This window comes from Castellaniella sp. WN, from assembly GCF_054457555.1.
Window position 1 is genome coordinate 2,245,794 of sequence record NZ_JBTKZC010000001.1, and the last position, 22,978, is coordinate 2,268,771.

The following is a 22,978-nucleotide window of genomic DNA, read 5'->3' on the forward strand; positions in this document are numbered from 1 at the left end:
CCATGCCACGATCCTTCACCTTCGGCCCGCGCCTGTTCTTCCTGGCCTGCTGCCTGGCGCTGTGCGCCGGATGTGCGCGCGACATCCCGGCATTCGTGCCGCCCGCCGACCGGCCGGTGGCCAGCGTCGACCGGCCCTGGCCCGCCAATCACGTGCTGGCGCTGGCCTACCACGACGTCGAAGACGACGATCCCGACCAGCGCTTCCTCGCCGTGCGTACGGACCAGTTGGTTGCCCAGCTCGAATGGCTGCGGGACAACGGCTACCAGGCCGTGTCCGTCGACCGAATCCTGGCCGCCAGCCAGGGTGGCGAGCCCCTGCCGCCCAAGGCCGTGCTGCTCAGCTTCGACGACGGCTACCGCAGCTTCCGCAGCCGGGTCTTCCCCATCCTGAAGGCCATGGGCTGGCCGGCCGTCTGGGCCCCTGTGGGACGCTGGATCGACACCCCGCCCGGCCAGCCCGTGCGCTTCGGCGACCTGCGCGTGCCCCGGGACCGCTTCGCGACGTGGGAGGACATCCGGGAAATGGCCCGATCCGGCCTGGTCGAGATCGCTTCGCACAGCGACGATCTGCACCAGGGCATCCCGGCCAACCCCCAGGGCAACGAAGAACCGGCCGCCGCCACGCGCCGCTACGACGCCGGAACGCGCGCCTACGAGACCGACGCCGCCTACCGTCGGCGGATCGAGAACGACGTCCGGCGCATCACGCGCAAGATCCTCCGGGCAACCGGCAAGGCGCCCCGTGTCTGGGTCTGGCCCTACGGAGCCGCGAGCGGCGAGGCGCTGGACATCATCCGCGATCAGGGATACCGGATGGCCCTGACCCTCGACGAGGGCCTGGGCGACGTGGACGCCCCCCTGTCCATGCCCCGCATGCTGGTGACGGACTCGCCCGACATGCAGACGTTCGCGCGGTCCGTGCTGGGCGCCGAGTCCCGGGGCGACTTCCGGGTGGCGCAAGTGGACCTGGATTACGTCCACGATCCCGACCCGGCCCAGGAAGACAGGAACCTGGGGGCCCTGGTGCAGCGGATCGCCGACCTGCGGATCGACACGGTCTTCCTGCAAGCCTACGCTGATCCCGCGGGCGACGGCCTGGCGCGCGCGGTCTATTTCCCCAACCGCCGGCTGCCCATGCGCGCCGACCTGTTCAACCGCGCCGTCTGGCAGTTGCGGAACCGCGCCCACGTGAAAGTCTACGCCTGGATGCCGGTCCTGAGCTTCGACCTGCCGCCCGACATCGCCCGCGTCGTCCGGCAGGATCCCGGTCATCCGGACGACCCGCCCGGTCCGGACCCCGTGCAATACCGCAGGCTGTCGCCCTTCGATCCCAGGGCCCGGGCGGCCATCGCGGACCTGTACGAAGACATGGCGCGCGCCGCGCCGATCGACGGCATCCTGTTCCACGACGATGCCGTGCTGAGCGACTTCGAGGATGCCGGTCCGGCGGCGCTCGCCGCCTACCGGCAAGCGGGCCTGCCGGACTCGATCCCGGCGCTGCGCGCCGATCCGGCCACTCTACGACGCTGGACCCGCTTCAAGAGCCGCGCGCTGGTCGATTTCACCCTCGAACTGGCGCAGCGCGTCCGCGCCATCCGCGGACCGCAAGTGAAGACCGCCCGCAACCTGTACGCCGAGCCGGTCCTGAACCCGGCCAGCGAAGCCTGGTATGCGCAGAACCCGGACGACTTCCTGCGTGCCTACGATTGGACCGTGCCCATGGCCATGCCGCTGATGGAAAGGATCCCCGCTTCGCGGGCCGACGCCTGGATCGACCGCCTGGTCGCGGCGATCCGGCGGCGACCCGGCGCGATGCAGCGCACCGTGTTCGAGCTCCAGGCTCGCGACTGGGGCCTTCCGGGCCAGCCGCCCGTGGACAGCCAGGTCCTGGCCGAGTGGATGCGGCGCCTGCAGCGCGCCGGCGCCCGGCATTTCGGCTACTACCCGGACGACTTCGCGCAGAACCGGCCGGCGCTGGAAACCATCCGGCCCGCGATCTCGACCGCCTGGTATCCCCACCGCTGAGGAGAGCCCGCGATGACGGACCGACTGCTCGCCTTCCTGCTCCTGTGCCTCGTCGCGGGCGTGCCCTTCGGGGCGGCCCTGCTGTGGACGGGCAACCTGATCCTGGACTTCATCTTCTTCTATCCCCTGCTCATGTCGGGCCTGTGGATGTTCGGCGGGCTGTACTACTGGTTGCACTGGGAGCGGCGCTGGCCCTGGGGACCGGAGATCGCTCCGCCGGAACTGAAGGGCCAGCCCTGGATCTCCATCCTGATCCCCTGCCACGACGAGGCCGAACACGGGGCCGACACCGTGCTGTCGGCGCTGAGCCAGCGCTACCCGCGGGTGGAGGTGATCGCCATCGACGACGGCTCCACGGACGGCACGGGCGCCATGCTGGACCGGCTGGCCGAAACGCGCCCGCGCCTGCGCGTGATCCATCTCGCCCGCAACCAGGGCAAGGCGATGGCCCTGCGCATGGGCGCGCTGGCGGCCCGCGGAGAGTACCTGGTCTGCATCGACGGCGACGCCATCCTGGAGCGCGACGCCGCAGCCTATCTGGCGGCCCCCATGATCGACCACCCCCGGGTCGGCGCGGTCACCGGCAACCCGCGCGTGCGCACCCGGTCCACGCTGATCGGCCAGGTCCAGGTGGGCGAGTTCTCTTCCATCGTGGGCCTGATCAAGCGCACCCAGCGCGTCTACGGCCAGATCTTCACGGTATCCGGAGTAGTAGCCGCCTTCCGGCGCAGGGCGCTGGACCGGGTCGGCTACTGGAGCCTGGACATGGTGACGGAGGACATCGACATCAGCTGGAAGCTGCAACGCGACCACTGGTCGATCTTCTTCGAACCGCGCGCGCTGTGCTGGATCCTGATGCCGGAGACGCTGCGCGGCCTGTGGAAGCAGCGGCTGCGCTGGGCGAAGGGGGGCGCCGAGGTCTTCCTGAAGAACGTCCCGGGCATCAGGGCCTGGCGCCACCGCCGCCTCTGGCCCATGGCGCTGGAGTACTGCGTTTCGACGATCTGGGCCTTCGCCCTGGCGCTGTCCGTGGCGCTGTGGGCGGCCGGCCTGTTCGTGGCGCTGCCCGGCCACATCCGTATCGAAACGCTGATGCCGCCCGCCTTCACGGGCATGGCGCTGGCCGCGACCTGCCTGCTGCAATTCTGCGTCAGCGTCTTCATCGACCACCGCTACGAACGCGGCCTGTTCCGCTCGTTGTACTGGGTGATCTGGTATCCCCTGGCTTACTGGCTGATCAGCCTGTTCACCACGCTGTGGGGCTTCCCCCTGGTCATGCTCGGGCGGCGCCACGCCCGGGCCCGCTGGGAAAGCCCCGACCGCGGCATCAAGGCGCCCTCATCATGATGATCGTCAAGACCCCCCGCTCCGCCCTCGCATCCGCGACCGACGGCCTGCTCACGGCGCTGGCATGGGCCGCGTTCGGTTCCCTGTTCGCATCGGGCATCCACTCCCTGCTGACGGACCCGGCGCACGCCGCCGTCCCCGCCGTGTCCCGGCTGCTGCCCGATGTGCAGGCCCTGGTGGCATATGCACTGGCGGTGGCCTGCATCGGGCTGCTGCTATCCGCCTGGGCCTGCTACAACGCCGTGCGCTTCGGCGGTCTGGACCGACGCAAACCGCCCGGCGACACGCTGTCCACCGCACTGGCCGGCCACTTCGACGTCAGCCCGGCGCAGCTCCAGATCCTGCGCGCCAGCCGGACGATCCTCGTCCACCATACCGACGAGGGCCGGATCAGCATGATCGATTTCGCCCGCGGCCAGGACTCCGCCCGCAATTTCATACAAATGAAACAATAGTGCACATAATTTGATTACGAACAGAAAAATGAGTCACACATGGCAAATCAAGGATTGCCAAAACGTACTCTGGAATAAAGAATGAACATGCGCCTCACAGTGTGTGCGGCGCGGGGTCCTTCGAAAGGGGAGCTTCACGATGGTGAACGTCACTGTAGTGGAGCCCAACGCGCTCTTGCGCATGGGCCTCCTGACCCTGCTGAGAACGCTCGGCTGTGCCCTCACCAGCACGGGCATCGACTATGCGCAGCTGTTCCACAGCGCGCCGCGACGCACGGACGTGGACCTGATGCTGCTGTCGGTGCCGGATGCCTACGACAGGATGATCGAGCTCGTCACCGCGGCGCAGGAACACTACGCGCCGCGCCACCTCCTGCTGCTGTCCGAAGCCCCGACCCTGCCCTATTCGCTCCTCAACCTGCCCCCCGTGCTGGCCGGGTACATTTCCAAGCACGCATCGCAGGAAGTGCTGAAGACGTCCGTCATGCTCGTCCTGGCCGGCGGCAAATGTTTCCCGCACCCCGACATGTGCCATGCCGGCGACCCGCAGCCGGACGGTCGCGACCAGCCGAGACGGCGCTGGTACGATCACCAGGGCGCTCCCCCCGCGGTCCGGCACGACGAAACCATCCCCGACAATCTCCTGTGTCTTCCGGGAGCCGCGCCTGCGCCGGCCGCGCCGCAGGCCGGAATCCAGACGATCACCCGGGAACTCATCGTCCGGGAAGCCGTCCTGCTGCACCTGACACATCGGCAGTACGAAGTGCTGGTGCTCCTGGCCAAGGGCTACCCGCTGAAGAAGATCAGCCGGGAGCTGAACATCTCGGTAGCGACCGCCAAGACCCACGCTGAAGCGCTCTACCAGCGCCTGGCGGTCAACAGCCGCAATGCCGCAGTCTACGCCGCCGTATCGCGCGGCGCGACGCTGGGATGGCACGACCCCGCCGCGGCGCCGCGCGATACGGCGGCGTAGGTATCTGTTCACACCGACAGGCACCATTGCGCGATGGATCGCGCCGCCCGGCTCGCGGCGGCATCGGGCCGATAACGCGTGACCGGCTGCTTGCACGCAAGGGCTTCGTGCAGGCGCTCGTCGCGGCAGATGGCCTGCGGCAGCACGCGCGCGCCATAGTGATGGCGCCAGTCCAGCACGACGGCCCGCTCCAGCGGCCGGGACGGTTCGAAGTCGTTGATCAGCAGGTGCCTGGTGGCGTCGAGCCCGATCTGCGCCAGCAACACATGGGCGGCGATGTCCGGGCGGGCGACCAGCACGTCCAGCGTGCTGTGGAATCTCAGGGCGGGCGCCTGGCGGCCCGGATAGGACGGGCAATCAAACAGCACCCAGTCGAAATCCCCCGCCAGGCCAGGCAAGGCCCGCACCCAGAAGTCATCGCCATGCAGCAGGGGCGACACTCCGGAGTCTTCGACGGCCGTGCGCCCGAACGGAACCAGCATCAGGCCGGGCGCCAGTTCGAACGCCTGACGCCGCCATTCGAACGGAAACCCGGCGACGATCCAGCCATGACCGTCGCCATGCGCGACGTCGAAATGCAGGCGCAGCAGATCCGAGGCATTCAGATCCACCAGCAGCACCCGCTGACCCAGCGCATGCAGGGCGTCCCCCAGCATCCCCGCGACCGTCGTGGTGCCACCGCCCCCGCGCACCCCCGTCAAGGTCAGGATGTTCATCGCGAGGCACCCGGATCATCGTCCCGCATGGCCGGAGCCCGCCGTTCCCAGCCCAGGTATCGGTCTATTTCCGCCAGCAGCGGCCAATGGGCCAGAGCCCTCCGGAACGCCTTGCGGTCGGCCGGATCGGCCTCGCGCGGCGCCCTCGCGACCGGATGCTCCCGCAGGGCGGCCGGTGCATCGTTGCGGCCATGCGGCAGTTGCGTCTCAGCCATCGCACCCCCGTAACCAGGATCAAGTCATTCAAGACATTCTGTATCTGGCGACGATAAGGGTTTTCCGGCGCGTCCGTAAGGGACGAATGGCCGATCGGCCATTCGGGCTAGGCCCGCCCATCCGCAGAATGGCCGGGCCGCGACCCTGTATGACCCGGCCGGAGGTTCCTTAGCGGTGCTTGAAGTCCGGCTTGCGCTTTTCCACGAAGGCGCGCATGCCTTCCTTCTGGTCCTCGGTGGCGAACAGGGCGTGGAAATTGCGCCGCTCGAACAGCAGCGCTTCGTTCAGCGTGGCCTCGAAGGCGCGGTTGACGCATTCCTTGGCCATCATCACGGCGGGCAGCGACATCGAGGCGATCACCGCGGCGGCCTCGAGGGCCTCGTCGAGCAGTCGCTCGACCGGCACGACTCGCGACACCAGCCCGGCGCGCTCGGCCTCGGCGGCATCCATCATGCGGGCCGTCAGCACCAGGTCCATGGCCTTGGCCTTGCCCACCGCGCGCGGCAGGCGCTGGGTACCGCCATAGCCGGGGATGACGCCCAGCTTGATTTCCGGCTGGCCGAACTTGGCGTTCTCGGCGGCGATGATGAAGTCGCACAGCATGGCCAGTTCGCAGCCCCCGCCCAGGGCATAGCCGGACACGGCCGCGATGATGGGCTTGCGGGCGCGGCGCAACGCGTCCCAGTTGCCGCCCAGGTAGTCGGACTTGTAGACGTCCATGTAGGACCAGTCCGACATGGCGCCGATGTCGGCCCCGGCTGCGAAGGCCTTCTGGCTGCCGGTCAGCACCATGGCGCCGATGCCGTCGTCGGCTTCGAAGGCGCGCACGGCGGCCGACAACTCATCGATGACCTCGTTGCTCAGGGCGTTCAGGACCTGGGGACGGTTCAGGGTCAGCAAGCCGACACGGCCCCGGACCTCGACCTTGACGAACGATTCGCTCATGATGCCTCCAAAGTAAACTATCAGTATGAAAAACGAACAGATGATCCAATACCAAGTACTGCTGGCCGACCCGGCCGGGCACCGCTACGCCATCCGCCTGACAGTCCCGCGCCCCGATCCGGCCGGCCAGAGCCTGCGCCTGCCCGCCTGGATCCCCGGCAGCTACCTGATCCGTGATTTTGCCCGACAGATCGAAACTTTGCAGGCTTCGTCCGGCGGCGTCCCGGTCGCCGTGCGCAAGATGGACAGCCACACCTGGCGCTGCGCCCCCTGCGCCGGACCGCTGACCGTGGACTACCAGGTCTATGCCTGGGACCTGTCCGTGCGCGGCGCGCATTTCGACGAAAGCCACGCCTTCTTCAACGGCTGCAGCCTGTTCCTGGCCGCCGTCGGCCAGGAATCGCAGCCCTGCCTGCTGGACCTGCGTCCACCCGTCCACGCGCGCGGCTGGCGGGTCCACACCAGCCTGCCGTCCGCCGCCGGCCATCCAGGCGCGGCCCCCCTGCGAGGCTTCGGTCTCTACCGGGCCCGCGACTACGATGAACTGATCGACCATCCCGTCGAGATCGGCACGCCCCAGTGCATCAGTTTCGAGGCCCACGGTGCGGTTCACGATCTGGTGTTCACCGGCCGGGTTCCCGGACTGGACCTGGAACGCATCGCCGCCGATGCGCAGAAGATCTGCACCGCCCAGATCGAGTTGTTCGAACCCGACACCCGCCGCGCGCCGTTCCTGGACGGCGCCAGCCGCTACGTGTTCCTGGTGACGGTCACGGGCGACGGCTACGGCGGCCTGGAACACCGCGCATCCACGGCCCTGATCACCCGCCGCGCCGACCTGCCCGCGCGGGGCCGCGAAGCGCCCGAAGGCTATGTCACCTTCCTGGGCCTGCTCAGCCACGAATACTTCCACACCTGGAACGTCAAGCGCATCAAGCCCGCCGCCTTCGTCCCCTACGACCTGAGCCGCCCGAATCACACGGAACTGCTGTGGGTGTTCGAGGGCTTCACGTCCTATTACGACGATCTGATGCTGCTGCGCGCGGGCGTGATCGACGAACCCGCTTATCTGAAGCTGGTCGGCCGCGCCCTGGACCAAGTGCTGCGCGCCGGAGGGCGCCTGAAGCAATCCGTGGCGGAAAGCTCCTTCGACGCCTGGACGCGCTACTACAAGCAAGATGAGAACTCGCCCAACGCCCTGGTCAGCTATTACACCAAGGGCGCGCTGGTGGCGCTGGGACTGGACCTGGAAATCCGCCACCAGTCCGGCGGCGCACGCAGCCTGGACGACGTCATGCGCCTGCTGTGGCGGCGCTACGGCCGCGACTTCTACCAGGGCCGCCCCCGGGGCGTGGCCGAAGGCGCCATGCCGGACCTGATCCGTGCCGCCACCGGCGCCGACGCGACGGACTTCATCGCCCGCCATGCCCTGGGCCGAGAGGACGTGCCCCTGAAAGCCGCCCTGGCCCGCGTCGGTATCGAGCTATCCGCGCAGCCCGAGAACGACCGCCCCTCGCTGGACGTCCGCACCCAGGCGGATCCGGCGGGCCTGCGCCTGGCCACCGTGTACGAACACGGCCCCGCGCACCGCGCCGGCTTGTCGGCCGGCGACCTGCTGGTCGCCGGCGACGGCCTGCGCATCGCCGACACCGCCGGCCTGGACCGCCTGCTGGACGCGCGCCGCCCGGGCGAGCGCCTCACCCTGCACGTGTTCCGGCGCGACGAACTGCGCCAGTACACAGTGCGGCTGGGCAAGCCGGCCCCCCCGCGCCACCAGTTGCGGCGGGTCGGCGGCGGAGCGCCATGAGCGCGCCGGGCCGCCCCAAGCGCGAATTCCCCCCCGGGGGGACGGCGCGCCAGCGCCAAGGGGGCGCCATACGCGTGAACACCCGGCGCGTGATCCTGGACGACCTGCGCGTCCAGGCTCCCATCGGAATGCTGGACCATGAGCGCCGCGCGCCGCAGCCGCTGACGATCCGTGCAGAATTCGACACCGACGCCTCGCGGCCCGTGGACGACGCCGACATCGGCACGGTGCTGGACTACCGCCCGCTGCGCGCCGCCCTGGTCGAGGAAGCCACCCGCGCCCACACCGATCTGTTGGAGACCCTGGTGGACCGTGCGCTGGACCGCATCCTGCGCGATTTCCCCGGCGTCCTGGGCGTTAAAATCCGCATCTGCAAACCGGCGGCCTTCGGCGATTGCACCGTCTGCGTCGAACAGTCCCGCCGCCGCTGAACCCGTCCCCACCCGCTCTATGAACACTCCTTTTCCGGCACCGTCCGTGGCGGCCCCCGGCACCGCTCCGCTCCAGCCACCCGCCGCGCAGCCGCGCACGCCGCAGCGCCGCAGCGTCAACGAGAACAAGCTCGCCAAGCGCCTGCTGCGCGAAACCGGCAAGGCCATCGGCGACTACGGCATGATCGAGAATGGCGACCGTGTCATGGTCTGCCTGTCGGGCGGCAAGGACTCCTACGGCCTGCTCGACATCCTGCTCGCCCTGCGCCAGCGCGCGCCCATCGACTTCGAGATCGTCGCCGTCAACCTGGACCAGAAGCAGCCCGGGTTCCCGGAACACGTCCTGCCCGACTACCTGAGCGCGCGCGGCGTCCCCTTCCACATCGAGAACCAGGACACCTATTCCGTCGTCAAGCGCCTGATCCCGGAAGGCAAGACCACCTGCTCCCTGTGTTCGCGCCTGCGGCGCGGCATCCTGTACCGCGTCGCCCGTGAACTGGGTGCGACCAAGATCGCCCTGGGCCACCACCGCAACGACATCCTGGCGACCTTTTTCTTGAACCTGTTCTACGGCGGGCGCATGAAAGCCATGCCACCCAAGCTCGTGTCCGACAACGGCGAGCACGTCATCATCCGGCCGCTGGCCTACGTGCGCGAAAAGGACCTGGCCGCCTACGCCAGGCTGCGCGAATTCCCCATCATCCCCTGCAATCTGTGCGGCTCCCAGGAAAACCTGAAGCGCAAGGAAGTGGGCCGCATGCTGGAGGAATGGGACCGCCATTTCACCAATCGCACCTGGAACATCTTTCGCGCCCTGTCGCACGTGGTGCCCTCGCACCTGATGGACCCGCGGCTGATGGACTTCGCCGGCCTGCGGCCCACGGGACGCGCCGACGCCGACGGCGATCTCGCCTTCGACGAGGAAGACTTCTCCGCACCCGCCTTCTCCGAGGACGAGGACGACGAGATCCGCGACGCGGACGTCCCCGTCGAACAGGTGATCGCCCGGCCGCGCGTGCGCAGGCCGGACGCGCCCTAAGGCCGCCATGGTCCGCTGGATCCTCGTCGCCTTCGCCCTCGCCCTCGTCGTGCCGGCGGTCTGGTGGCTGAACCTGAAGCCATCGAACGACCGCGACTGGGCCGACGAAGTCTCGCGCCCCCTGCGCGGCGACATCCAGGGCTCCCTCGTCACGTTGCGCGACATCCGCGATTTCGACTGGCGCAGCGACACGGACTACACCGCGCGCTGGCGCGACGGCGTCTACGACCTGGAAGCTCTGGCGTCCGTGGACATGGCGCTGTCCTACTGGATGGGGCCAGCCATCGCGCACACACTGGTGTCCTTCGGTTTCACGGACGGGCGCCATGTGGTGTTCTCCGTCGAGATCCGCAGGGAGCGCGATGAAGCCTTCTCCACCCTGGGCGGTTTCCTCAAGCAGTTCGAACTGGCCATCGTAGCCGCCGAGGAACGCGACATCCTGCATGTGCGCGCCGGCCCCCGGGGCGAGCGGGTCTTCCTGTATCCGATCCGGATGCCCGCACCGGCCATGCGCGCCCTGTTCCGGTCCTACGTGGAGCGCGCCAACCGACTCGCGGACGAGCCGCGCTTCTACCACACGCTGACGGCCAACTGCACGACCCTGGTCTACGACATGGTCCGCCCGCTGGTCCCCGGCCTGCCGCTGGACATCCGGCTGATCCTGTCGGGCTACCTGCCCGAATATCTGTACAGTCACGGCGGCCTGGACACGAGCCTGCCTCTGGAGGCCCTACGCGCCCGGGCCGACATCACGCGCCGCGCCGCCCAGCCGGGGGCCGCGGAGGAGTTCTCCCGGCGCATCCGCGCGCCGGAACCGGCGGCCGAGCCTGCGCATCCGTCATGACCCCCCTGGAAACCGGACGCCGGAGCGCATCCCCGGCCCGCCTTTCACGCTGGATCGGCCTGCTGCTGGCGGGCTGCCTGCTGGCCGGCTGCGCCGGCGTCCGGACCCGCCCCGTGAGCACCCAGGAATTCATCACCCAGCGCCGGGGCGACATCCTCAGTTCCGGCACACTCAGCATCGCCGCCCGCGATGCCCTGTCCATCACGGGCCGGGACCCCGCTCCCTGCCGCCGGAACCCCGCTCCCTGCATCGAAGCGCTGTCCAGCCCTTCGGGCCTGGCCACGGAACAACGGCTCTCGGCGCTGGCGGAGCTCTGGCTGGCACAGGCCCTGAATGAGGAAGCATCCGACGGCGCCACCGGCCTGGACACCTATCTGCAAGCGGCCCGGTACGCCTATGCCTACCTGTTCCGCACCGCGAGACCGCCCGCCCTGCGCGCCTTCGAGGACCGCCAGACCCAGGTGCGCGACTACTACAACTACGCCACCCAGCAGGCTTCCCTGAAAGCCTACCGCCACTACCTGGAGCACCCGGCCGAGTCCCTGCGCGGCGGCGCCGTGCTGCGGACATCGGACTGGCGGCTGCGCATTCGCAACGCCGACTTGCGCCTTCCAGAGGGTGAGCGCCTGCCCAATGAACTGATTCCCGCCAGCACACTGACATTCAGGGGCCTGCGCAACATCTACCGGCGCGATGGCCTGGGCGCCGAACTGGTCGCGGTCACCCGGGCCAGCCGCAAGGACACGGGGGACTTCCCGCATCCCTGGAATGAACCCGCCTTTCCGGCCGTGACCGCCGTCCTGTCGTTTCCGGGAGACGACCTCGAGACCGTCCTGCGCACCCGCGAGGCCGTCCTCACGGTCTACGACCCCTATCGGCACGACGCCATCCGGCTGGCCGGCGACACGGTGCCGCTGGCGGCCAACTTCACCTCAGGCTACGGCCTGTGGCTCGCCCGCTCGGGCTTCTCCATCCAGGCCATCCGCAACGTCCTGGGCAGCGCCGACGGCCTGCGGGCGCCGCGCATCTACCTCTTGCAACCCTACGACCCCGAACGGCGCATCGTCCTGATGCTGCACGGCCTGGCCAGCAGCCCCGAGGCCTGGGTGAACGTGTCCAACGAAGTCCTGGGCGACGAGGAGCTGCGCCGCAACTATCAGATCTGGCAGGTCTACTATCCCACCGGCCAGCCGCTGGCCTACAACAACCGGGCCATCCGCCAGGCATTCCAGGACACCCTGGCCCACTTCGACCCCGGCCGCGCGGCGCCCGCCGCCCGCGACATCGTGCTCATCGGCCACAGCATGGGCGGCGTGCTGGGTCGCCTGCTGGTGTCCTCGTCGGGCAACATCCTGTACGACGCCATCCAGGCGCGCTACCAGCCGGGGCCGGATCTGCAGGCCCGGATCGTCCGCGACTTCGGCGGCCTGCTGCACTTCACCCCGGTCGCGGGCATCAGCCGCGCGGTGTTCATCGCCGCGCCGCATCGCGGCACCCCCTACGCCGACAACAACCTGGCACGGCTGGCCTCGTCCCTGGTCCGCCTGCCACTGACTCTCATCGAGCAGTTCGGCGGCCTGACCCGGCTGGCGCAGCCGGGCAAGGCTGACCGCGCCCTCGTCGCCAACGGCATCGACAATCTGAGCGAGAAGGACCACTACCTGCAACTGAGCAACGGCATGTCGATCTCACCCGCCGTTCACTACCACAGCATCATCGCCCGCCGCTCGGAGGCCGGCCCGCTGGAGGAATCCGACGACGGCCTGGTGTCCTGGCGCAGCGCTCACCTGGAAGGCGCCGAATCGGAGAAGGTCATTCCGGGCTCGCACAGCATCCAGGAAACCCCGCCGGCCATCCTGGAAATCAGACGGATCCTGCACGAACACCTGCGGACGCTTGCACCGCATCGCTGACGGCGCGATCGGGGACCTGACGCGAGTGCCGGGCCCGCCATTCGCTGGGCGACAGCCCGAAGCGGCGCCGGAAGGCATGGCTGAACGCCGAAGTGTCGGTGAATCCATGCGCATACGCCAGTTCGCCGATCTGCCGGGCGCAGGCTGGATCCGCCAGAAGATCCCGGCACCGCTCCAGGCGGGCCCCCAGGATGTAGTCCGCCGGGGTGAGACCCCGGGCGGCGAACAGCTTGTACAGGTAGCGTCGGGACATCCGGAAACGCCCCGCCAGCGTATCGGCATTCATGCCGCCATCGTGCAGGTGCTCGTGCACATGGCGCAGAATGACGCGCAACTGGCCCTGGCGGACCTCCTCCAGACTCGAAACGCCGCCCCCGTCGGCATGTTCGCCCAGGCTGAGGGCGAAGAGCCGCATCACGGTCGAGGACACCTCGAACGCCAGCTCCGGACCCAGCGCCGGACCCTGGGACACGAACGCCCGCAAAGCATCCATGGCGACCCGCGCACTGCCGCTGCCAGACCCGAAGCGCCGGGCGAGCTGCGACTGGATGCAGGATTCCCACACGGAGAGCACATGCGCCGGCACCTGCAGCACGAGGAAATGGGCATCCGGTTCCTCGCTGATCTCGTAGGGCCGCGACGTATCGTAGATGCCCCAGTCGCCCGGATCGAGCAGGGCCGAACGCCCGTCCTGCGCGATCAGGGTACGGCCGGAGATCTGGACACTGAACTTGTATTGCGCGCTTTCGGAGCGGCTGGCCAGCACGCGCGTCCGCCGCACCCGCTGCGCCGAGGTCACCAGTTCGGAGACCTGGAGGCAGCCGAACGTCTCGTTGGCCGCCAGGTTGCGGAACGGACCATTTCCCCTGGGCTCGACCTCCAGGGGCACGAAATGCTCGGAAATGGTGTCCGCCCAGGCGCCGCGCGTATCGAACCGACGCAACGGCGCGCTCAGCCACATCGGGGCGGAGGCGGATACCGCGGACTTCGGCATGGGAGCGGACATGATGTCGATCTCACTTCCTGATATTCAGGGAATCTAGCCTCCGGAAAGGATCACGGCCAGCAGGGCAAACCCCTAGCCAGACGCCGGCACCGAATACCCCGGCACGGACCGGCGATCATCCGGAAAACCCCGGACCGCGCGTGGAGTCAGTTCGACCCATAGAGGTACGGAGCGGGCGTCAGGCCCAGTTGCCCGAGCCTGGCTTCCAGCCGCCGCCGCTCGGCCACCACGTCGTCGAAGCGATACGGCCGGGCCGCCCCCACTTCGCCGGCCGTGAACGGCCTGAAATCGGGTGCCGGCTCGTCGGGGCTGTAGTTGGCGACCATCCAGTTCAGGACGTCCGCGAGCTCGGCGTTGCCCAGTTGCGACTGGGCGGCGCCCGGGACGCGGATCATGTATTCCCTACCCTCGGGCAGGCGGGTGAACAAGCCGATGGAGTTGCGAAAGCTGGGCACCGCGTTGCGGGCGACGCCCTCGCCATCGTAGCGATGGCAGCCCCCGCAATTGAGCATGTAGTCTTTGTAGGCCGATACGCTGGCCCCCATGGACTCCAGCATCGCATGCGGCGCGGGCCCGGTTTCCCCGGCCCCGGCCGACAGGGCCGGCGCCAGGCAGAGGAGCAGGCCGACCCGGATTCCGCTCATGAACTTGGACACGATCCGCCCCCTGCGAAAGTCAATTCTTGCCCAGCCCCACGATGGTGGAAACCGTGCAATGGTAGGTCGTGTTGCTGTTGGCCATGCACCAGTTCACATCGTTGTGCAGGAAGAACTCGTAGCCCGGCCGTTCGCGCACCTGCCCGCCGCAGTAGCACCGGCCGCACGCCGTCTTGCCGCAGCAATCGTGGTAGCTGACCAGATAATCCTTGCCATCCTTGGGATTATGGCAGGTGCCGACCCACGAGATGGGCGAAGGCTCGCTGCCCGGCGGGCAGGTGGTGGCCGAACCGCCACAGCAGGTGCACAGGAACCCGTCCACCGCGCAATAGCGCCAGTAGTCGCACGAGGCCAGTTCTTCCTCGGTCGCGGTTTCCAGGTCGGTCTTGGGCGCCGCTTCCGCGGCCCGCGCGATCCGGGCGACCGGCAAAACCGGCATGACGAAGGCCGTGCCCACGAAGACCTTGCCGATCGAGCACAGCACGCTGCGCCGGGACGAAGCATGGGCCACCTTGCGGGTCAGGGATTCCCCGAAATGATCAAGCCAGCGCATTGCCATTCTCCTTGCGTGAAATTTCCTGGACCGGCACGCCGCGCTCCAGCCACTCCTGGGCCGAGGCCACGCCGATTTCCTTGGCCGTGAACAGGCTTTCGAGCTGTTCACGCGAATTGACCAGGCCCTTGGCCCGGACGATGCCCTGCTCATCGATCAGGATGGCGTAGGGCAGCTTGCTGACCTGGAAGCGCATGCCGATCTCGGTGGAGAGAACATAGGGGAAGGACTCCAGGCCGGCCTTGCGGTAGAAGGCCAGGTGCTCGGGCATCTCACCGTCGCTGGCCAGCACGATGTCCAGCCAGGCGCCCTCGGTCCGCGCCACAGACTTCAGGATGGGCAGCAGCTTCTTGCACACCGGGCACGAGGGAGACACGAAGAACAGCAGCTGGCTGCGCACGCCACCATGGCCGATGCGCAGGGCGCGGCCCAACAGATCGTCGAGCTCGAACCGGGGCGATGCGGCGCCCACCGCCGGCCCCTTGTCGATGGTGAGGGCTCCCATCGGGGCGACCCGCTCGTACAGGACGCCGATCTGCCGGGACAGGGCCAGCACCACCAGCAGCAGAGCCAGTATCACGGCCCACAACACGATATTGGATACGATCAATGCCGTCATGATTGACTCCTTTCTCGCATCTCGAGATGGGATGCGAGCAACTGATTGAAAGCGAGGTAGAGGCCGAGCAGAGCCAGCGACAGGCCGAAGAAAGTCACGCCATCCAGCCACGCCAGGTCGCGCGTGGCGGAACCATCCACCCGCGGCCAGGAGAGCAGGGCCAGTGCGGCCAGCAGGCCGTTGCGCGACACCATCCACCAGGACAGGCTGCCCGGCGCCCGGGACAGGCCGCCGCAACCGCAGTCGATGTCGGTCCGCCCGCGCAACAGGTTCACCGCCACGCCCAGCGAAGCGGCGGCCAGGACGGCCAGGGCCGCAAGGACGCCCTCCGCGCGCGCGGAGGGCCACAGCAGGAGCCCCCCGGCGAGCAGTTCGGCCGCGATGAACGCGAAGGCGAACGGCCGATGCAGGACGGCGGGCAGCAGACGGTAGCCGGCGACGGCCGATTCGAACCCGGCGAAGTCGCGCAGCTTGTGCAGGGCGCCCAGCCAGAAGATCGCCGTCAGCACGGCCAGCGCGGCATACGCGATGACGGGATCACCCATTGCCGCCTCCCGCGTAGCCCATCAGTTGCAAGGATGTCTCGGCCGCTCCCGTAATCGTGCGCACCAGCTTCGGCTCGGGGCCGGAGATGTCATAGATATTGACGTTTCCGCCGTCGAGCGTCAGCAACTGGGGCTTCTTGCCCGGGATGACTGACATGGACAGCGCATCCTTGCCCGGCACACGGGCCACGCGCTTGCGGGTCTTCAGGTCGTAGACCCAGATCTCGGCGGCGGGATGCTTGTGGGAACCCTCGACGCCATCGGGGTGCATGAAGATGTACAGCCGTTCGCTGCGCGGTTCGATCGCCAGCAGGTTGTAGCCGCCCGGCACCCAATGCTTCGCCCGGTCCCCTTCGTCGAGCAGCGACCAGACGGGCTCGAACTTCATGGCGCCGTCCTTCTGCGGTCTGGCCGTGTAGACATTGCCGTAGAAAGACACGAACACCAGCCCGTCGGTCAGGCGGCCCGGAGTGATGAAGATGGGATCGTCCTTCACCGGGAACATGGGCTCGCTGCGCTTCTGGGACGCTACCTTGCCGTCGTCTCCCAGCGTGACGGTCAGCAAGGCGCCGTCGCCGCAGATCGTGGAGAAGCTGCGCGGCGTGCCCGGCAAAGGAATGATGCTCCAGCAGCCCGCCGTGGCGGTGATTTCATCGACAAAGGCGTTCTTCCGCATGTCGACCACGCTGACCGAGGCGGCCGGCGTGGCATTCTGCACCAGGACGAAATGGCCATCGCCCGTCTGGCGGAACATGCCGTCGTAGTTCAGGGAACCCGCCCGCTTGGGCGGAATCTTGATTTCACGCACGAAACTGAGCTTTTCGTTGTCCCAGACCTCGACCACATCGGTGCGTTCGCCCCGGGTGATGCGCTCGAAGTAGGTGGTGGCGACGTAGACCTGCCTGCCGTCCTTGGATAATTGCGCATGGCCGTTGAAAGCGGTCGGAATCATCCCCAGGAATTTCCCGGTGCCGCGATCGAACATGTTGAGGCGGCTGTCGGTCAGGTGGAAGAACACGGCATCCATCACATAGATGCGCTCGGCCGGGGCGACCTTGACCGAATGGCCGCCCGTCAACTGCTCGACCGGCAGGGGCGGAGCGGCCTGGACGCCCGGGGCGGACCCCAGCAGCAGGGCCGCCGACAGCAGGCCCGCCCCGGTTGAGATCCTGAAGGCTGGTTTTTTCATGGCATGAGTCTCCTGGGTTCGGCCTAGAAGGCGTAGACGTAGCGCAACTGCACGCCGCGCATGCGCGGGCCGTTCTCGACCTTCAGGTCGTGGATATACTGCAATTGCACCTGATTGGCGTCATTGATCTGGTGGGTGATCTCGAAGGCCAATTGGTGGTTGTTGGCTCGGGAAACTGTCTCGACTCCGTCGACCTTTTCGCGACCGCCCGTTTCGTAGCGGTAGCGCATGCCGACGTAGGTGCTTTCGGTGATGTTGGTCGACGCCAGCGCCATCAGGCGGATGGCCGGCGCCTTCTTCAGGGTGCCGCCGTAGTAATTGCGGTTGTCGCCGAAAAACTCGAATTCGGCGACGGCTTCGAGGAAGGTCGATTCCCCGACCCCCTGGACGAAGGCGAAATCCTGCACGGTGGTCCAGCGGTTCCTGCCCGGCGAGGCGTCCGCATGGCCGCTGCGATACAGGCCCGTGGGCGCCGTGATGAAAGGCTCCCAGGCGAACCAGGTCCTGGTTTCCTGGTTGTTGACGAACCAGACCGCCGCGCCCAGCTGGGCATCGCCCACACCCGTGACGCGATCGTCGGGCAAGCCGTCGAGCCCGATGGTGGTGCGCAGGGCGGGCAGGATCAATTCGTACTGGACGGTCTTGCCCAGGACCTCGCTGAAATACATGGGCCGCAGGACCAGACCCTGCACATCCACGGAGGGCCCGTCGGGGACCCGCTGGCCATGATCGTAGAAGCCGTGGGAATTCAGGCCCAGCAGGTAGGCCGCGAACACGCCGGTGCCCGGCGGCGCCGGAATCCAGTCCCGCGCGCTGGGATCCCCCGCATGGGCGGAAGAACCTGCCGCCGCCAGGGCAGCGGCCAGCGCAAACCGGCGCATATTGCGCATCATCGTCATTCTCTGTCTCCTCGTGGCCGGCTTCAGGGCCGGCTCTGATGGAATAAAAAAATCGTGGAAGCTAAACCATGGAACTCATTCGATAAAACCCGCCCGGAAGGCGATCCATCGCCCGTCCGGGACCGTCCATCAGGCCACCCCTGGATAAGCGATGCAGACCGACTTGGTCTCGATGTAGTTGCTGATCACGGCATGGCCATGCTCGCGCCCGATCCCGGATTGCTTGTAGCCGCCGAACGGCATGCTCGGGTCCAGCATGTTGTGGGTGTTGACCCAGACCGTGCCGGCCTGGATGCGCGGCACCAGGCGATGCACGCGCCCCAGGTCGTTGCTCCAGATGCTGGCCCCCAGGCCGAACCGCGTGTCGTTCGCCAGAGCCACGGCCTGGTCTTCGTCGCGGAAGCGCGCCGCCACGACGACCGGACCGAAGATTTCCTCGCGGACGATGGCGGCGTCAGGCGCGGCGCCGTCGAACACGGCCGGCCGCACGAAATAGCCCGGCCCATCCCAGTCCCGCCCACCCGCAAGCAGGCGCGCGCCTGACGTCTTCCCGGACGCGATGAATTCGGAGACCCGCTGACGGTGGCGGGCGGACACCATGGGACCGATCTGCGTGTCCGGGTCGAAACCGGAACCGATCTTGAGGCTGTCGGCCGCCGCCGCCAAGCCTTCCAGCACCCGGTCGTAAAGGCCCTCCTGGATGAACAGCCGCGACCCCGCCGTGCAGACCTGGCCCTGATTGAAGAAGATGGCGTCGGCCGCGCCCCGGATAGCCTGGTCGAGCGGACAATCGTCCATGATCAGGACCGGCGACTTGCCGCCCAGTTCGAGCGAGACCCGCTTCATGCCGTCCATCGCCACATGGCCGATGAGCTTGCCGACCTCGGTGGAACCGGTGAAGGCGATCTTGTCGACGCCGGGATGGGCGACGAGCGCCGCGCCGGTCGTCTCGCCCCGGCCCGTGACCACGTTGATCACCCCGGGCGGAAACCCCGCCTCGAGCGCGAGTTCCGCCAGACGGATGGCTGTCAGCGGGGTTTCCTCCGCCGGCTTGAGCACGACCGCGCAGCCCGCCGCCACGGCCGGCGCGATCTTCCAGACCGCCATCAGCAACGGAAAATTCCAGGGCACGATGGAAGCGACGACTCCCACGGGCTCCGCCCGAGTATGAGCATCGTAATGAACGCCCGGCGGGAACGGGATGGACAGGCTCAGGGTATCGCCCGTGATCTTGGTCGCCCAACCCGCCATGTAGCGCAGCCATTGGACGCTGGCGCCGACCTCGAGCATCCGGGACAGACCCAGCAGCTTGCCATTGTTGAGCGTCTCGAGCCGGGCCAGGGATTCCCCCTCGGCCTCGACGCGGTCGGCCAGTGCCAGCAGCAGGCGCTCCCTGCCCGCCGGCGGCATCGCACGCCAGGCGTCGAAGGCCCGGCGCGCGGCGCGCACCGCCTGGTCCACCTGGGCCGGCCCGGCCTCCACCTGATGCGCGATGATCTCGCCGGTGGCCGGATCATGGACCGGCAGACGGCCTTCTCCCTGCACGCAGGGCCGGCCATCGATGATCATGTGTTCGCGTATGGCGGCCAGTTCGGGACGCGTGTCCGTCGCGGTCATGTCTGCCTCTCTTCCAGGTTTGGTTATTTGAAGCTTAACCATCCCCGGGGGCCGCCAATTGTCCACCCGTGCACAGAAAAATGTCCGGGCGTGCACGAGGGGCCCGGTCGTCCCGGCGCGGCGCTACCCCTGCGAGATCCACGCGGTGCCCGCCAGGAGGTCCACCCCCGCGAGCTGTTCCTTGACGAAGTCAATGAACACCCGGGCCCAGGCCGGCATCATCCGCGAAGGGAACAAAGCCACCATGGGCACGGGCGCGAAGGACCAGTCCGGCAGCACCCGGACCAGGCCGCCGCCCTTCATGTCCTGGATGGACAGGGGCACGATCCCCATGCCCGATTCCCCCATGCGGCGCAGCATCATGAACTGATTCAGCGCGATCCGTCCCTTGACCCGGACCTGCTGTTCCTGGCCATCCCCGGAAAACAGCGTCCAGACGGAATCCCCCCGCTCGGTGGTGGCGCGCAGGCACTCGTGGCGCGCCAGGTCCGCCGGACTGGCGGGGATGCCACACGCATCCAGATACCCTCGGGACGCGTACAAGCCCAGGACGAGAGTCCCGAGCCGCCGCGCCACCACTCCGGAATCGGGCGGCTGCCCCACCCGGATCACCACGTCATAGGGATCCGATTGCAGATTGATCCGGCGGATGCTGAGGTCGTATTCGCACTCGATTTCCGGATAGCGCAGCGAGAATTCCCGCAACGCATCCGAAAGGAAGGACATAGCCAGGGAGGGCGGCATCGAGACCTTCAGGCGCCCGCGCGGGTTGCATGTCTCGTCCATGAGCATCTCATGGGCGATGCGCGCTTCTTCCACGATGCGCTGACAGCGGGCGAAATAGGCCGCGCCCGCCTCGGTCAGGCCCACCTTGCGGGTGGAGCGGTTCAGCAACCGCACGCCGATGGACTTTTCAAGCAGGGAAACCCGCCGCGAAATCGTGGAGGCGGGCATGTCCAGCGCCTCGCTCGCGCGAGTGAAACTGCTGCCGCGCGCCACCTCGACGAACAGTTCGATATCGTTCAATGAAGGAGACATGGCTTCTTTCCTGGGCGGAGCCCGGCGGCCCCGGCACGGCATTGTCCCGCATTCCCACCTTCATTGCCTTCATCAGTGGAAAACTGAATTCGCATCCGGCTCATTTATCGCGAGGCAGCCACAGCGCAAAATACGTTTCAACGAAGCAGGACATAGCGCGCAAAACGGAAAGCCCGCAGCGCCCTGCTCCATTCACCCACCTTGATTGAAGGAAACCATCATGAAAGTCGCCACCACCCTCGCCGCTCTCACGCTCGGCCTCGCCACTGCCGGACTGGCCCAGGCCCAGGGCATCGCCACCATCGGCGAACAGTCAGGCTACCCGGTCGAAAACACGCCCAGCACTCTGAGCCGCACGGAAGTGGTCAACGCGCTGCGCCTGGCCCAGGTCCAGGGCCAGGTCGAGTTCGGCGAACAGACGCACTATCCTCAGGCCCGATCCGAAGGCGCCTCCATGACCCGCGCCCAGGTCCTGGATGAACTGGCCGCCGCGCGCGCCGACGGCTCACTGATCATCGGCGAAAGTGAACACTATCCGCTGTAACCTCCGGCGACCATTCCGGCGGCGCCCCGGGCGCCCGCGCCGGCTCCCTGTCCGCCCCCGCGCGGCGCCCTCCCGCGGCGCGCGGGGGCGGCGCCGCTCCGGGACGCCGCCCGCTCATTCCCAGTACATGGCGCCCACGTCATGGGCGAAGACCGGATAATCCATCGGCACGCCGTTCAGGCCCTTGCGCACCACCGAAATGATTTCCGGCGAAAAGATCCAGACGTTGACCGCGTCGTCGGCCAGATGGCGCTGGATCTGCCGGAACAGGCGGCTCTGCACGCGCGGATTGGTGCTGGCGGCATGCTGTTCCACCAGCGTGCGGAACGCCGGATTGTCATAGCCGAAGTAATAGTCCGGCCGGGTGTAGATATCGTAGTCCAGCGGCTCGACGTGCAGGATCAGGGACAGGTCGAACCGACCGCGAAACACGCCGGACAGCCATTCGGCCCAGGAAACCCGCACCAGGCGAACCTGGATGCCGATGGCGCCCAGGTCGCGCGCGATCACCGGCCCCCCCGCCAGCGCATAGGGCGTCGGCGGCAGGGTCAAGTCCAGTTCGAGCGGCGTCCGCACGCCGGCTTCCCGCAACAGCGCCCGCGCCCGGTCCGGGTCGTAGGGATGAACCGCCGTCAGGTTGACGTAGTCCGGGTCGGTCGGCACGAAATGGCAGCCGATGGCCCGGCCCCGGCCATGCAGCACCTCGCGGATGAAGGCCTCGCGGTCGATGGCGTGCGTCAGCGCGCGCCTGACGCGCACGTCGCCCAGGGGCGCGCGCCGATGATTGATGGCCACCATGCCCTTGCCGGACGAGCTGCCGGCCAGGACCTCGTAATCGCTGCTCGCGTCGAACCGGTCGATGCTGGTGGTCGCCGCCCGGAACAACAGATCGACCCGCCGATCCAGGACCGCCTGGATCTGCTGTTCAGGATCGGGAATGAAATGGAAGGCCGCCGCATCGATCCGGATCCGGCCGGAGTCGCGAAATCCTTCCCACCGCTTCAGCTCGATGTCGCCGTCCGGCCGCCGCGCGAGCCGGTAGGGGCCCGTGCCGACGGGGAGCTGCGCGGCCCGCTGCGCGCTGTCCGGATGCAGGATCACAGCCGGCGGTTCACCCAGCCGGAACGGCAGGAAAGGATCCGCATGCCGCAGGCTCAGTTCGACGGTCCGCGCGTCCGGCGTCCGGACAGCCTCGACGTTGGCCAGCGTCCCGGCCAGCTTGTTCGCATGGCCCAGGGACTTCGCCCGTTCGAGGCTGTAGGCGACGACCGCCGCATCCAGCGCCGCGCCATCGTGGAACCGGACGTCCGGACGCAGCCGGAAGCGGTAGCGGAGCCGGTCATCGGACATGTCCCAGTCCTGCGCCAGCAAGGGAGCGGCCTTGCCGTTTTCCTCGATCCGGGTCAGGCCTTCGAGGACATTGCCGTGCACGACCTCGCCGACGGCGGCCGAAGCCACCGAAGTCGGGTCCAGGCTCTCGGGACGCAGGGACAGGCAGATGACGAGCGACCGGTCCCGCGCCTCCGCCCGCAAGGGCGCTCCGGCGGCGACGGCCACGAACGGCAAGGAGAGGAGCATACGACGGGAAATCACCTGGAG

At 68.0% G+C, this 22,978-nt stretch carries 23 protein-coding genes; 10 read left to right on the forward strand and 13 right to left on the reverse strand.

What is annotated here, in order from left to right:
* Positions 1-2: 2 nt before the first annotated feature.
* The 4 genes from pgaB to ACTPOE_RS10535 all read left to right on the forward strand — a co-directional run bounded on the left by pgaB (position 3) and on the right by ACTPOE_RS10535 (position 4,802).
* Positions 3-2,027, forward strand: a complete 2,025-nt coding sequence (pgaB, locus tag ACTPOE_RS10520) for a poly-beta-1,6-N-acetyl-D-glucosamine N-deacetylase PgaB (protein WP_458872142.1) — start codon at positions 3-5, stop codon at positions 2,025-2,027.
* A 12-nt stretch (positions 2,028-2,039) separates the two neighbouring features.
* On the forward strand, positions 2,040-3,374 hold the full coding sequence (pgaC, locus tag ACTPOE_RS10525) for a poly-beta-1,6-N-acetyl-D-glucosamine synthase (protein WP_458872143.1): 1,335 nt from the start codon (positions 2,040-2,042) through the stop codon (positions 3,372-3,374).
* Complete coding sequence (gene pgaD / locus ACTPOE_RS10530) at positions 3,371-3,829, forward strand: poly-beta-1,6-N-acetyl-D-glucosamine biosynthesis protein PgaD (RefSeq protein ID WP_458872144.1); 459 nt, start codon at positions 3,371-3,373, stop codon at positions 3,827-3,829. Before pgaC ends, pgaD begins: the two co-directional genes overlap by 4 nt.
* Before the next feature lie 139 nt (positions 3,830-3,968).
* Positions 3,969-4,802: a response regulator transcription factor gene (locus ACTPOE_RS10535; RefSeq protein ID WP_458872145.1), complete on the forward strand. Its 834-nt coding sequence runs from the start codon at positions 3,969-3,971 to the stop codon at positions 4,800-4,802.
* 8 nt (positions 4,803-4,810) lie between these two features.
* Here the strand turns inward: ACTPOE_RS10535 and ACTPOE_RS10540 are convergent, their stop codons facing one another.
* From ACTPOE_RS10540 to ACTPOE_RS10550, 3 genes are all read right to left on the reverse strand, one after another.
* Positions 4,811-5,518, reverse strand: coding sequence for a cellulose synthase operon protein YhjQ/BcsQ (locus tag ACTPOE_RS10540; RefSeq protein WP_458872146.1), 708 nt, complete (start codon positions 5,516-5,518; stop codon positions 4,811-4,813).
* Positions 5,515-5,733 (reverse strand): hypothetical protein, encoded by a 219-nt coding sequence (locus tag ACTPOE_RS10545; RefSeq protein ID WP_458872147.1) that lies wholly within the window; start codon positions 5,731-5,733, stop codon positions 5,515-5,517. The genes ACTPOE_RS10540 and ACTPOE_RS10545 overlap by 4 nt, the downstream gene beginning before the upstream one ends.
* A gap of 169 nt (positions 5,734-5,902) precedes the next feature.
* Complete coding sequence (locus ACTPOE_RS10550; protein WP_458872148.1) at positions 5,903-6,679, reverse strand: enoyl-CoA hydratase; 777 nt, start codon at positions 6,677-6,679, stop codon at positions 5,903-5,905.
* A gap of 25 nt (positions 6,680-6,704) precedes the next feature.
* Between ACTPOE_RS10550 and ACTPOE_RS10555 the strand changes: the two genes are divergently transcribed.
* The 5 genes from ACTPOE_RS10555 to ACTPOE_RS10575 are packed head-to-tail and all read left to right on the forward strand — an operon-like array spanning position 6,705 to position 12,713.
* Positions 6,705-8,486, forward strand: a complete 1,782-nt coding sequence (locus tag ACTPOE_RS10555) for a M61 family metallopeptidase (RefSeq protein WP_458872149.1) — start codon at positions 6,705-6,707, stop codon at positions 8,484-8,486.
* On the forward strand, positions 8,483-8,917 hold the full coding sequence (locus tag ACTPOE_RS10560; RefSeq protein ID WP_458872150.1) for a dihydroneopterin aldolase: 435 nt from the start codon (positions 8,483-8,485) through the stop codon (positions 8,915-8,917). Before ACTPOE_RS10555 ends, ACTPOE_RS10560 begins: the two co-directional genes overlap by 4 nt.
* A gap of 19 nt (positions 8,918-8,936) precedes the next feature.
* Positions 8,937-9,956, forward strand: a complete 1,020-nt coding sequence (gene ttcA, locus ACTPOE_RS10565) for a tRNA 2-thiocytidine(32) synthetase TtcA (protein WP_458872151.1) — start codon at positions 8,937-8,939, stop codon at positions 9,954-9,956.
* A 7-nt stretch (positions 9,957-9,963) separates the two neighbouring features.
* Entirely contained in the window at positions 9,964-10,800 is an 837-nt protein-coding gene (locus tag ACTPOE_RS10570; protein WP_458872152.1) for an Lnb N-terminal periplasmic domain-containing protein, read from the forward strand.
* Positions 10,797-12,713 (forward strand): esterase/lipase family protein, encoded by a 1,917-nt coding sequence (locus ACTPOE_RS10575; RefSeq protein ID WP_458872153.1) that lies wholly within the window; start codon positions 10,797-10,799, stop codon positions 12,711-12,713. Before ACTPOE_RS10570 ends, ACTPOE_RS10575 begins: the two co-directional genes overlap by 4 nt.
* On the opposite strand, the gene ACTPOE_RS10580 is transcribed toward ACTPOE_RS10575, so the two are convergent.
* The 9 genes from ACTPOE_RS10580 to ACTPOE_RS10620 form a co-directional block, all read right to left on the reverse strand.
* A complete protein-coding gene (locus ACTPOE_RS10580; RefSeq protein WP_458872154.1) occupies positions 12,664-13,719 on the reverse strand; it encodes a helix-turn-helix domain-containing protein in 1,056 nt (351 codons plus the stop codon). The two genes, ACTPOE_RS10575 and ACTPOE_RS10580, sit on opposite strands and share 50 nt — an antisense overlap.
* A gap of 146 nt (positions 13,720-13,865) precedes the next feature.
* Entirely contained in the window at positions 13,866-14,363 is a 498-nt protein-coding gene (locus ACTPOE_RS10585) for a cytochrome C (RefSeq protein ID WP_458872155.1), read from the reverse strand.
* Between the two features lie 31 nt (positions 14,364-14,394).
* Positions 14,395-14,928 carry a methylamine dehydrogenase light chain gene (locus tag ACTPOE_RS10590; protein ID WP_458872156.1) on the reverse strand — a complete coding sequence of 178 codons (534 nt, stop codon included), beginning with the start codon at positions 14,926-14,928 and terminating at the stop codon, positions 14,395-14,397.
* Entirely contained in the window at positions 14,915-15,547 is a 633-nt protein-coding gene (mauD, locus tag ACTPOE_RS10595) for a methylamine dehydrogenase accessory protein MauD (RefSeq protein ID WP_458872157.1), read from the reverse strand. Before mauD ends, ACTPOE_RS10590 begins: the two co-directional genes overlap by 14 nt.
* Complete coding sequence (locus ACTPOE_RS10600) at positions 15,544-16,092, reverse strand: MauE/DoxX family redox-associated membrane protein (RefSeq protein WP_458872158.1); 549 nt, start codon at positions 16,090-16,092, stop codon at positions 15,544-15,546. Before ACTPOE_RS10600 ends, mauD begins: the two co-directional genes overlap by 4 nt.
* Complete coding sequence (locus ACTPOE_RS10605; RefSeq protein WP_458872159.1) at positions 16,085-17,281, reverse strand: amine dehydrogenase large subunit; 1,197 nt, start codon at positions 17,279-17,281, stop codon at positions 16,085-16,087. Before ACTPOE_RS10605 ends, ACTPOE_RS10600 begins: the two co-directional genes overlap by 8 nt.
* 23 nt (positions 17,282-17,304) lie before the next feature.
* Positions 17,305-18,180 carry a transporter gene (locus ACTPOE_RS10610; RefSeq protein ID WP_458872160.1) on the reverse strand — a complete coding sequence of 292 codons (876 nt, stop codon included), beginning with the start codon at positions 18,178-18,180 and terminating at the stop codon, positions 17,305-17,307.
* A gap of 129 nt (positions 18,181-18,309) precedes the next feature.
* A complete protein-coding gene (locus ACTPOE_RS10615) occupies positions 18,310-19,797 on the reverse strand; it encodes an aldehyde dehydrogenase family protein (RefSeq protein WP_458872161.1) in 1,488 nt (495 codons plus the stop codon).
* 123 nt (positions 19,798-19,920) lie between these two features.
* Positions 19,921-20,835: a LysR substrate-binding domain-containing protein gene (locus tag ACTPOE_RS10620; protein WP_458872162.1), complete on the reverse strand. Its 915-nt coding sequence runs from the start codon at positions 20,833-20,835 to the stop codon at positions 19,921-19,923.
* Between the two features lie 220 nt (positions 20,836-21,055).
* Here ACTPOE_RS10620 and ACTPOE_RS10625 point away from each other — a divergent pair, with 220 nt between their 5' ends.
* Positions 21,056-21,379, forward strand: coding sequence for a DUF4148 domain-containing protein (locus ACTPOE_RS10625; protein WP_458872163.1), 324 nt, complete (start codon positions 21,056-21,058; stop codon positions 21,377-21,379).
* Between the two features lie 114 nt (positions 21,380-21,493).
* Here the strand turns inward: ACTPOE_RS10625 and ACTPOE_RS10630 are convergent, their stop codons facing one another.
* Positions 21,494-22,957, reverse strand: coding sequence for an ABC transporter substrate-binding protein (locus tag ACTPOE_RS10630; RefSeq protein ID WP_458872164.1), 1,464 nt, complete (start codon positions 22,955-22,957; stop codon positions 21,494-21,496).
* Positions 22,958-22,978 lie beyond the last annotated feature (21 nt).

What these genes read in the sequence shown, in the direction of transcription:
- pgaB (WP_458872142.1), top strand. Translation starts at nt 3, where the DNA reads ATGCCACGATCCTTCACCTTCGGCCCGCGCCTGTTCTTCCTGGCCTGC.
- pgaC (WP_458872143.1), top strand. Translation starts at nt 2,040, where the DNA reads ATGACGGACCGACTGCTCGCCTTCCTGCTCCTGTGCCTCGTCGCGGGC.
- pgaD (WP_458872144.1), top strand. Translation starts at nt 3,371, where the DNA reads ATGATGATCGTCAAGACCCCCCGCTCCGCCCTCGCATCCGCGACCGAC.
- ACTPOE_RS10535 (WP_458872145.1), top strand. Translation starts at nt 3,969, where the DNA reads ATGGTGAACGTCACTGTAGTGGAGCCCAACGCGCTCTTGCGCATGGGC.
- ACTPOE_RS10540 (WP_458872146.1), bottom strand. Translation starts at nt 5,518, where the DNA reads ATGAACATCCTGACCTTGACGGGGGTGCGCGGGGGCGGTGGCACCACG.
- ACTPOE_RS10545 (WP_458872147.1), bottom strand. Translation starts at nt 5,733, where the DNA reads ATGGCTGAGACGCAACTGCCGCATGGCCGCAACGATGCACCGGCCGCC.
- ACTPOE_RS10550 (WP_458872148.1), bottom strand. Translation starts at nt 6,679, where the DNA reads ATGAGCGAATCGTTCGTCAAGGTCGAGGTCCGGGGCCGTGTCGGCTTG.
- ACTPOE_RS10555 (WP_458872149.1), top strand. Translation starts at nt 6,705, where the DNA reads ATGAAAAACGAACAGATGATCCAATACCAAGTACTGCTGGCCGACCCG.
- ACTPOE_RS10560 (WP_458872150.1), top strand. Translation starts at nt 8,483, where the DNA reads ATGAGCGCGCCGGGCCGCCCCAAGCGCGAATTCCCCCCCGGGGGGACG.
- ttcA (WP_458872151.1), top strand. Translation starts at nt 8,937, where the DNA reads ATGAACACTCCTTTTCCGGCACCGTCCGTGGCGGCCCCCGGCACCGCT.
- ACTPOE_RS10570 (WP_458872152.1), top strand. Translation starts at nt 9,964, where the DNA reads ATGGTCCGCTGGATCCTCGTCGCCTTCGCCCTCGCCCTCGTCGTGCCG.
- ACTPOE_RS10575 (WP_458872153.1), top strand. Translation starts at nt 10,797, where the DNA reads ATGACCCCCCTGGAAACCGGACGCCGGAGCGCATCCCCGGCCCGCCTT.
- ACTPOE_RS10580 (WP_458872154.1), bottom strand. Translation starts at nt 13,719, where the DNA reads ATGTCCGCTCCCATGCCGAAGTCCGCGGTATCCGCCTCCGCCCCGATG.
- ACTPOE_RS10585 (WP_458872155.1), bottom strand. Translation starts at nt 14,363, where the DNA reads ATGAGCGGAATCCGGGTCGGCCTGCTCCTCTGCCTGGCGCCGGCCCTG.
- ACTPOE_RS10590 (WP_458872156.1), bottom strand. Translation starts at nt 14,928, where the DNA reads ATGCGCTGGCTTGATCATTTCGGGGAATCCCTGACCCGCAAGGTGGCC.
- mauD (WP_458872157.1), bottom strand. Translation starts at nt 15,547, where the DNA reads ATGACGGCATTGATCGTATCCAATATCGTGTTGTGGGCCGTGATACTG.
- ACTPOE_RS10600 (WP_458872158.1), bottom strand. Translation starts at nt 16,092, where the DNA reads ATGGGTGATCCCGTCATCGCGTATGCCGCGCTGGCCGTGCTGACGGCG.
- ACTPOE_RS10605 (WP_458872159.1), bottom strand. Translation starts at nt 17,281, where the DNA reads ATGAAAAAACCAGCCTTCAGGATCTCAACCGGGGCGGGCCTGCTGTCG.
- ACTPOE_RS10610 (WP_458872160.1), bottom strand. Translation starts at nt 18,180, where the DNA reads ATGACGATGATGCGCAATATGCGCCGGTTTGCGCTGGCCGCTGCCCTG.
- ACTPOE_RS10615 (WP_458872161.1), bottom strand. Translation starts at nt 19,797, where the DNA reads ATGACCGCGACGGACACGCGTCCCGAACTGGCCGCCATACGCGAACAC.
- ACTPOE_RS10620 (WP_458872162.1), bottom strand. Translation starts at nt 20,835, where the DNA reads ATGTCTCCTTCATTGAACGATATCGAACTGTTCGTCGAGGTGGCGCGC.
- ACTPOE_RS10625 (WP_458872163.1), top strand. Translation starts at nt 21,056, where the DNA reads ATGAAAGTCGCCACCACCCTCGCCGCTCTCACGCTCGGCCTCGCCACT.
- ACTPOE_RS10630 (WP_458872164.1), bottom strand. Translation starts at nt 22,957, where the DNA reads ATGCTCCTCTCCTTGCCGTTCGTGGCCGTCGCCGCCGGAGCGCCCTTG.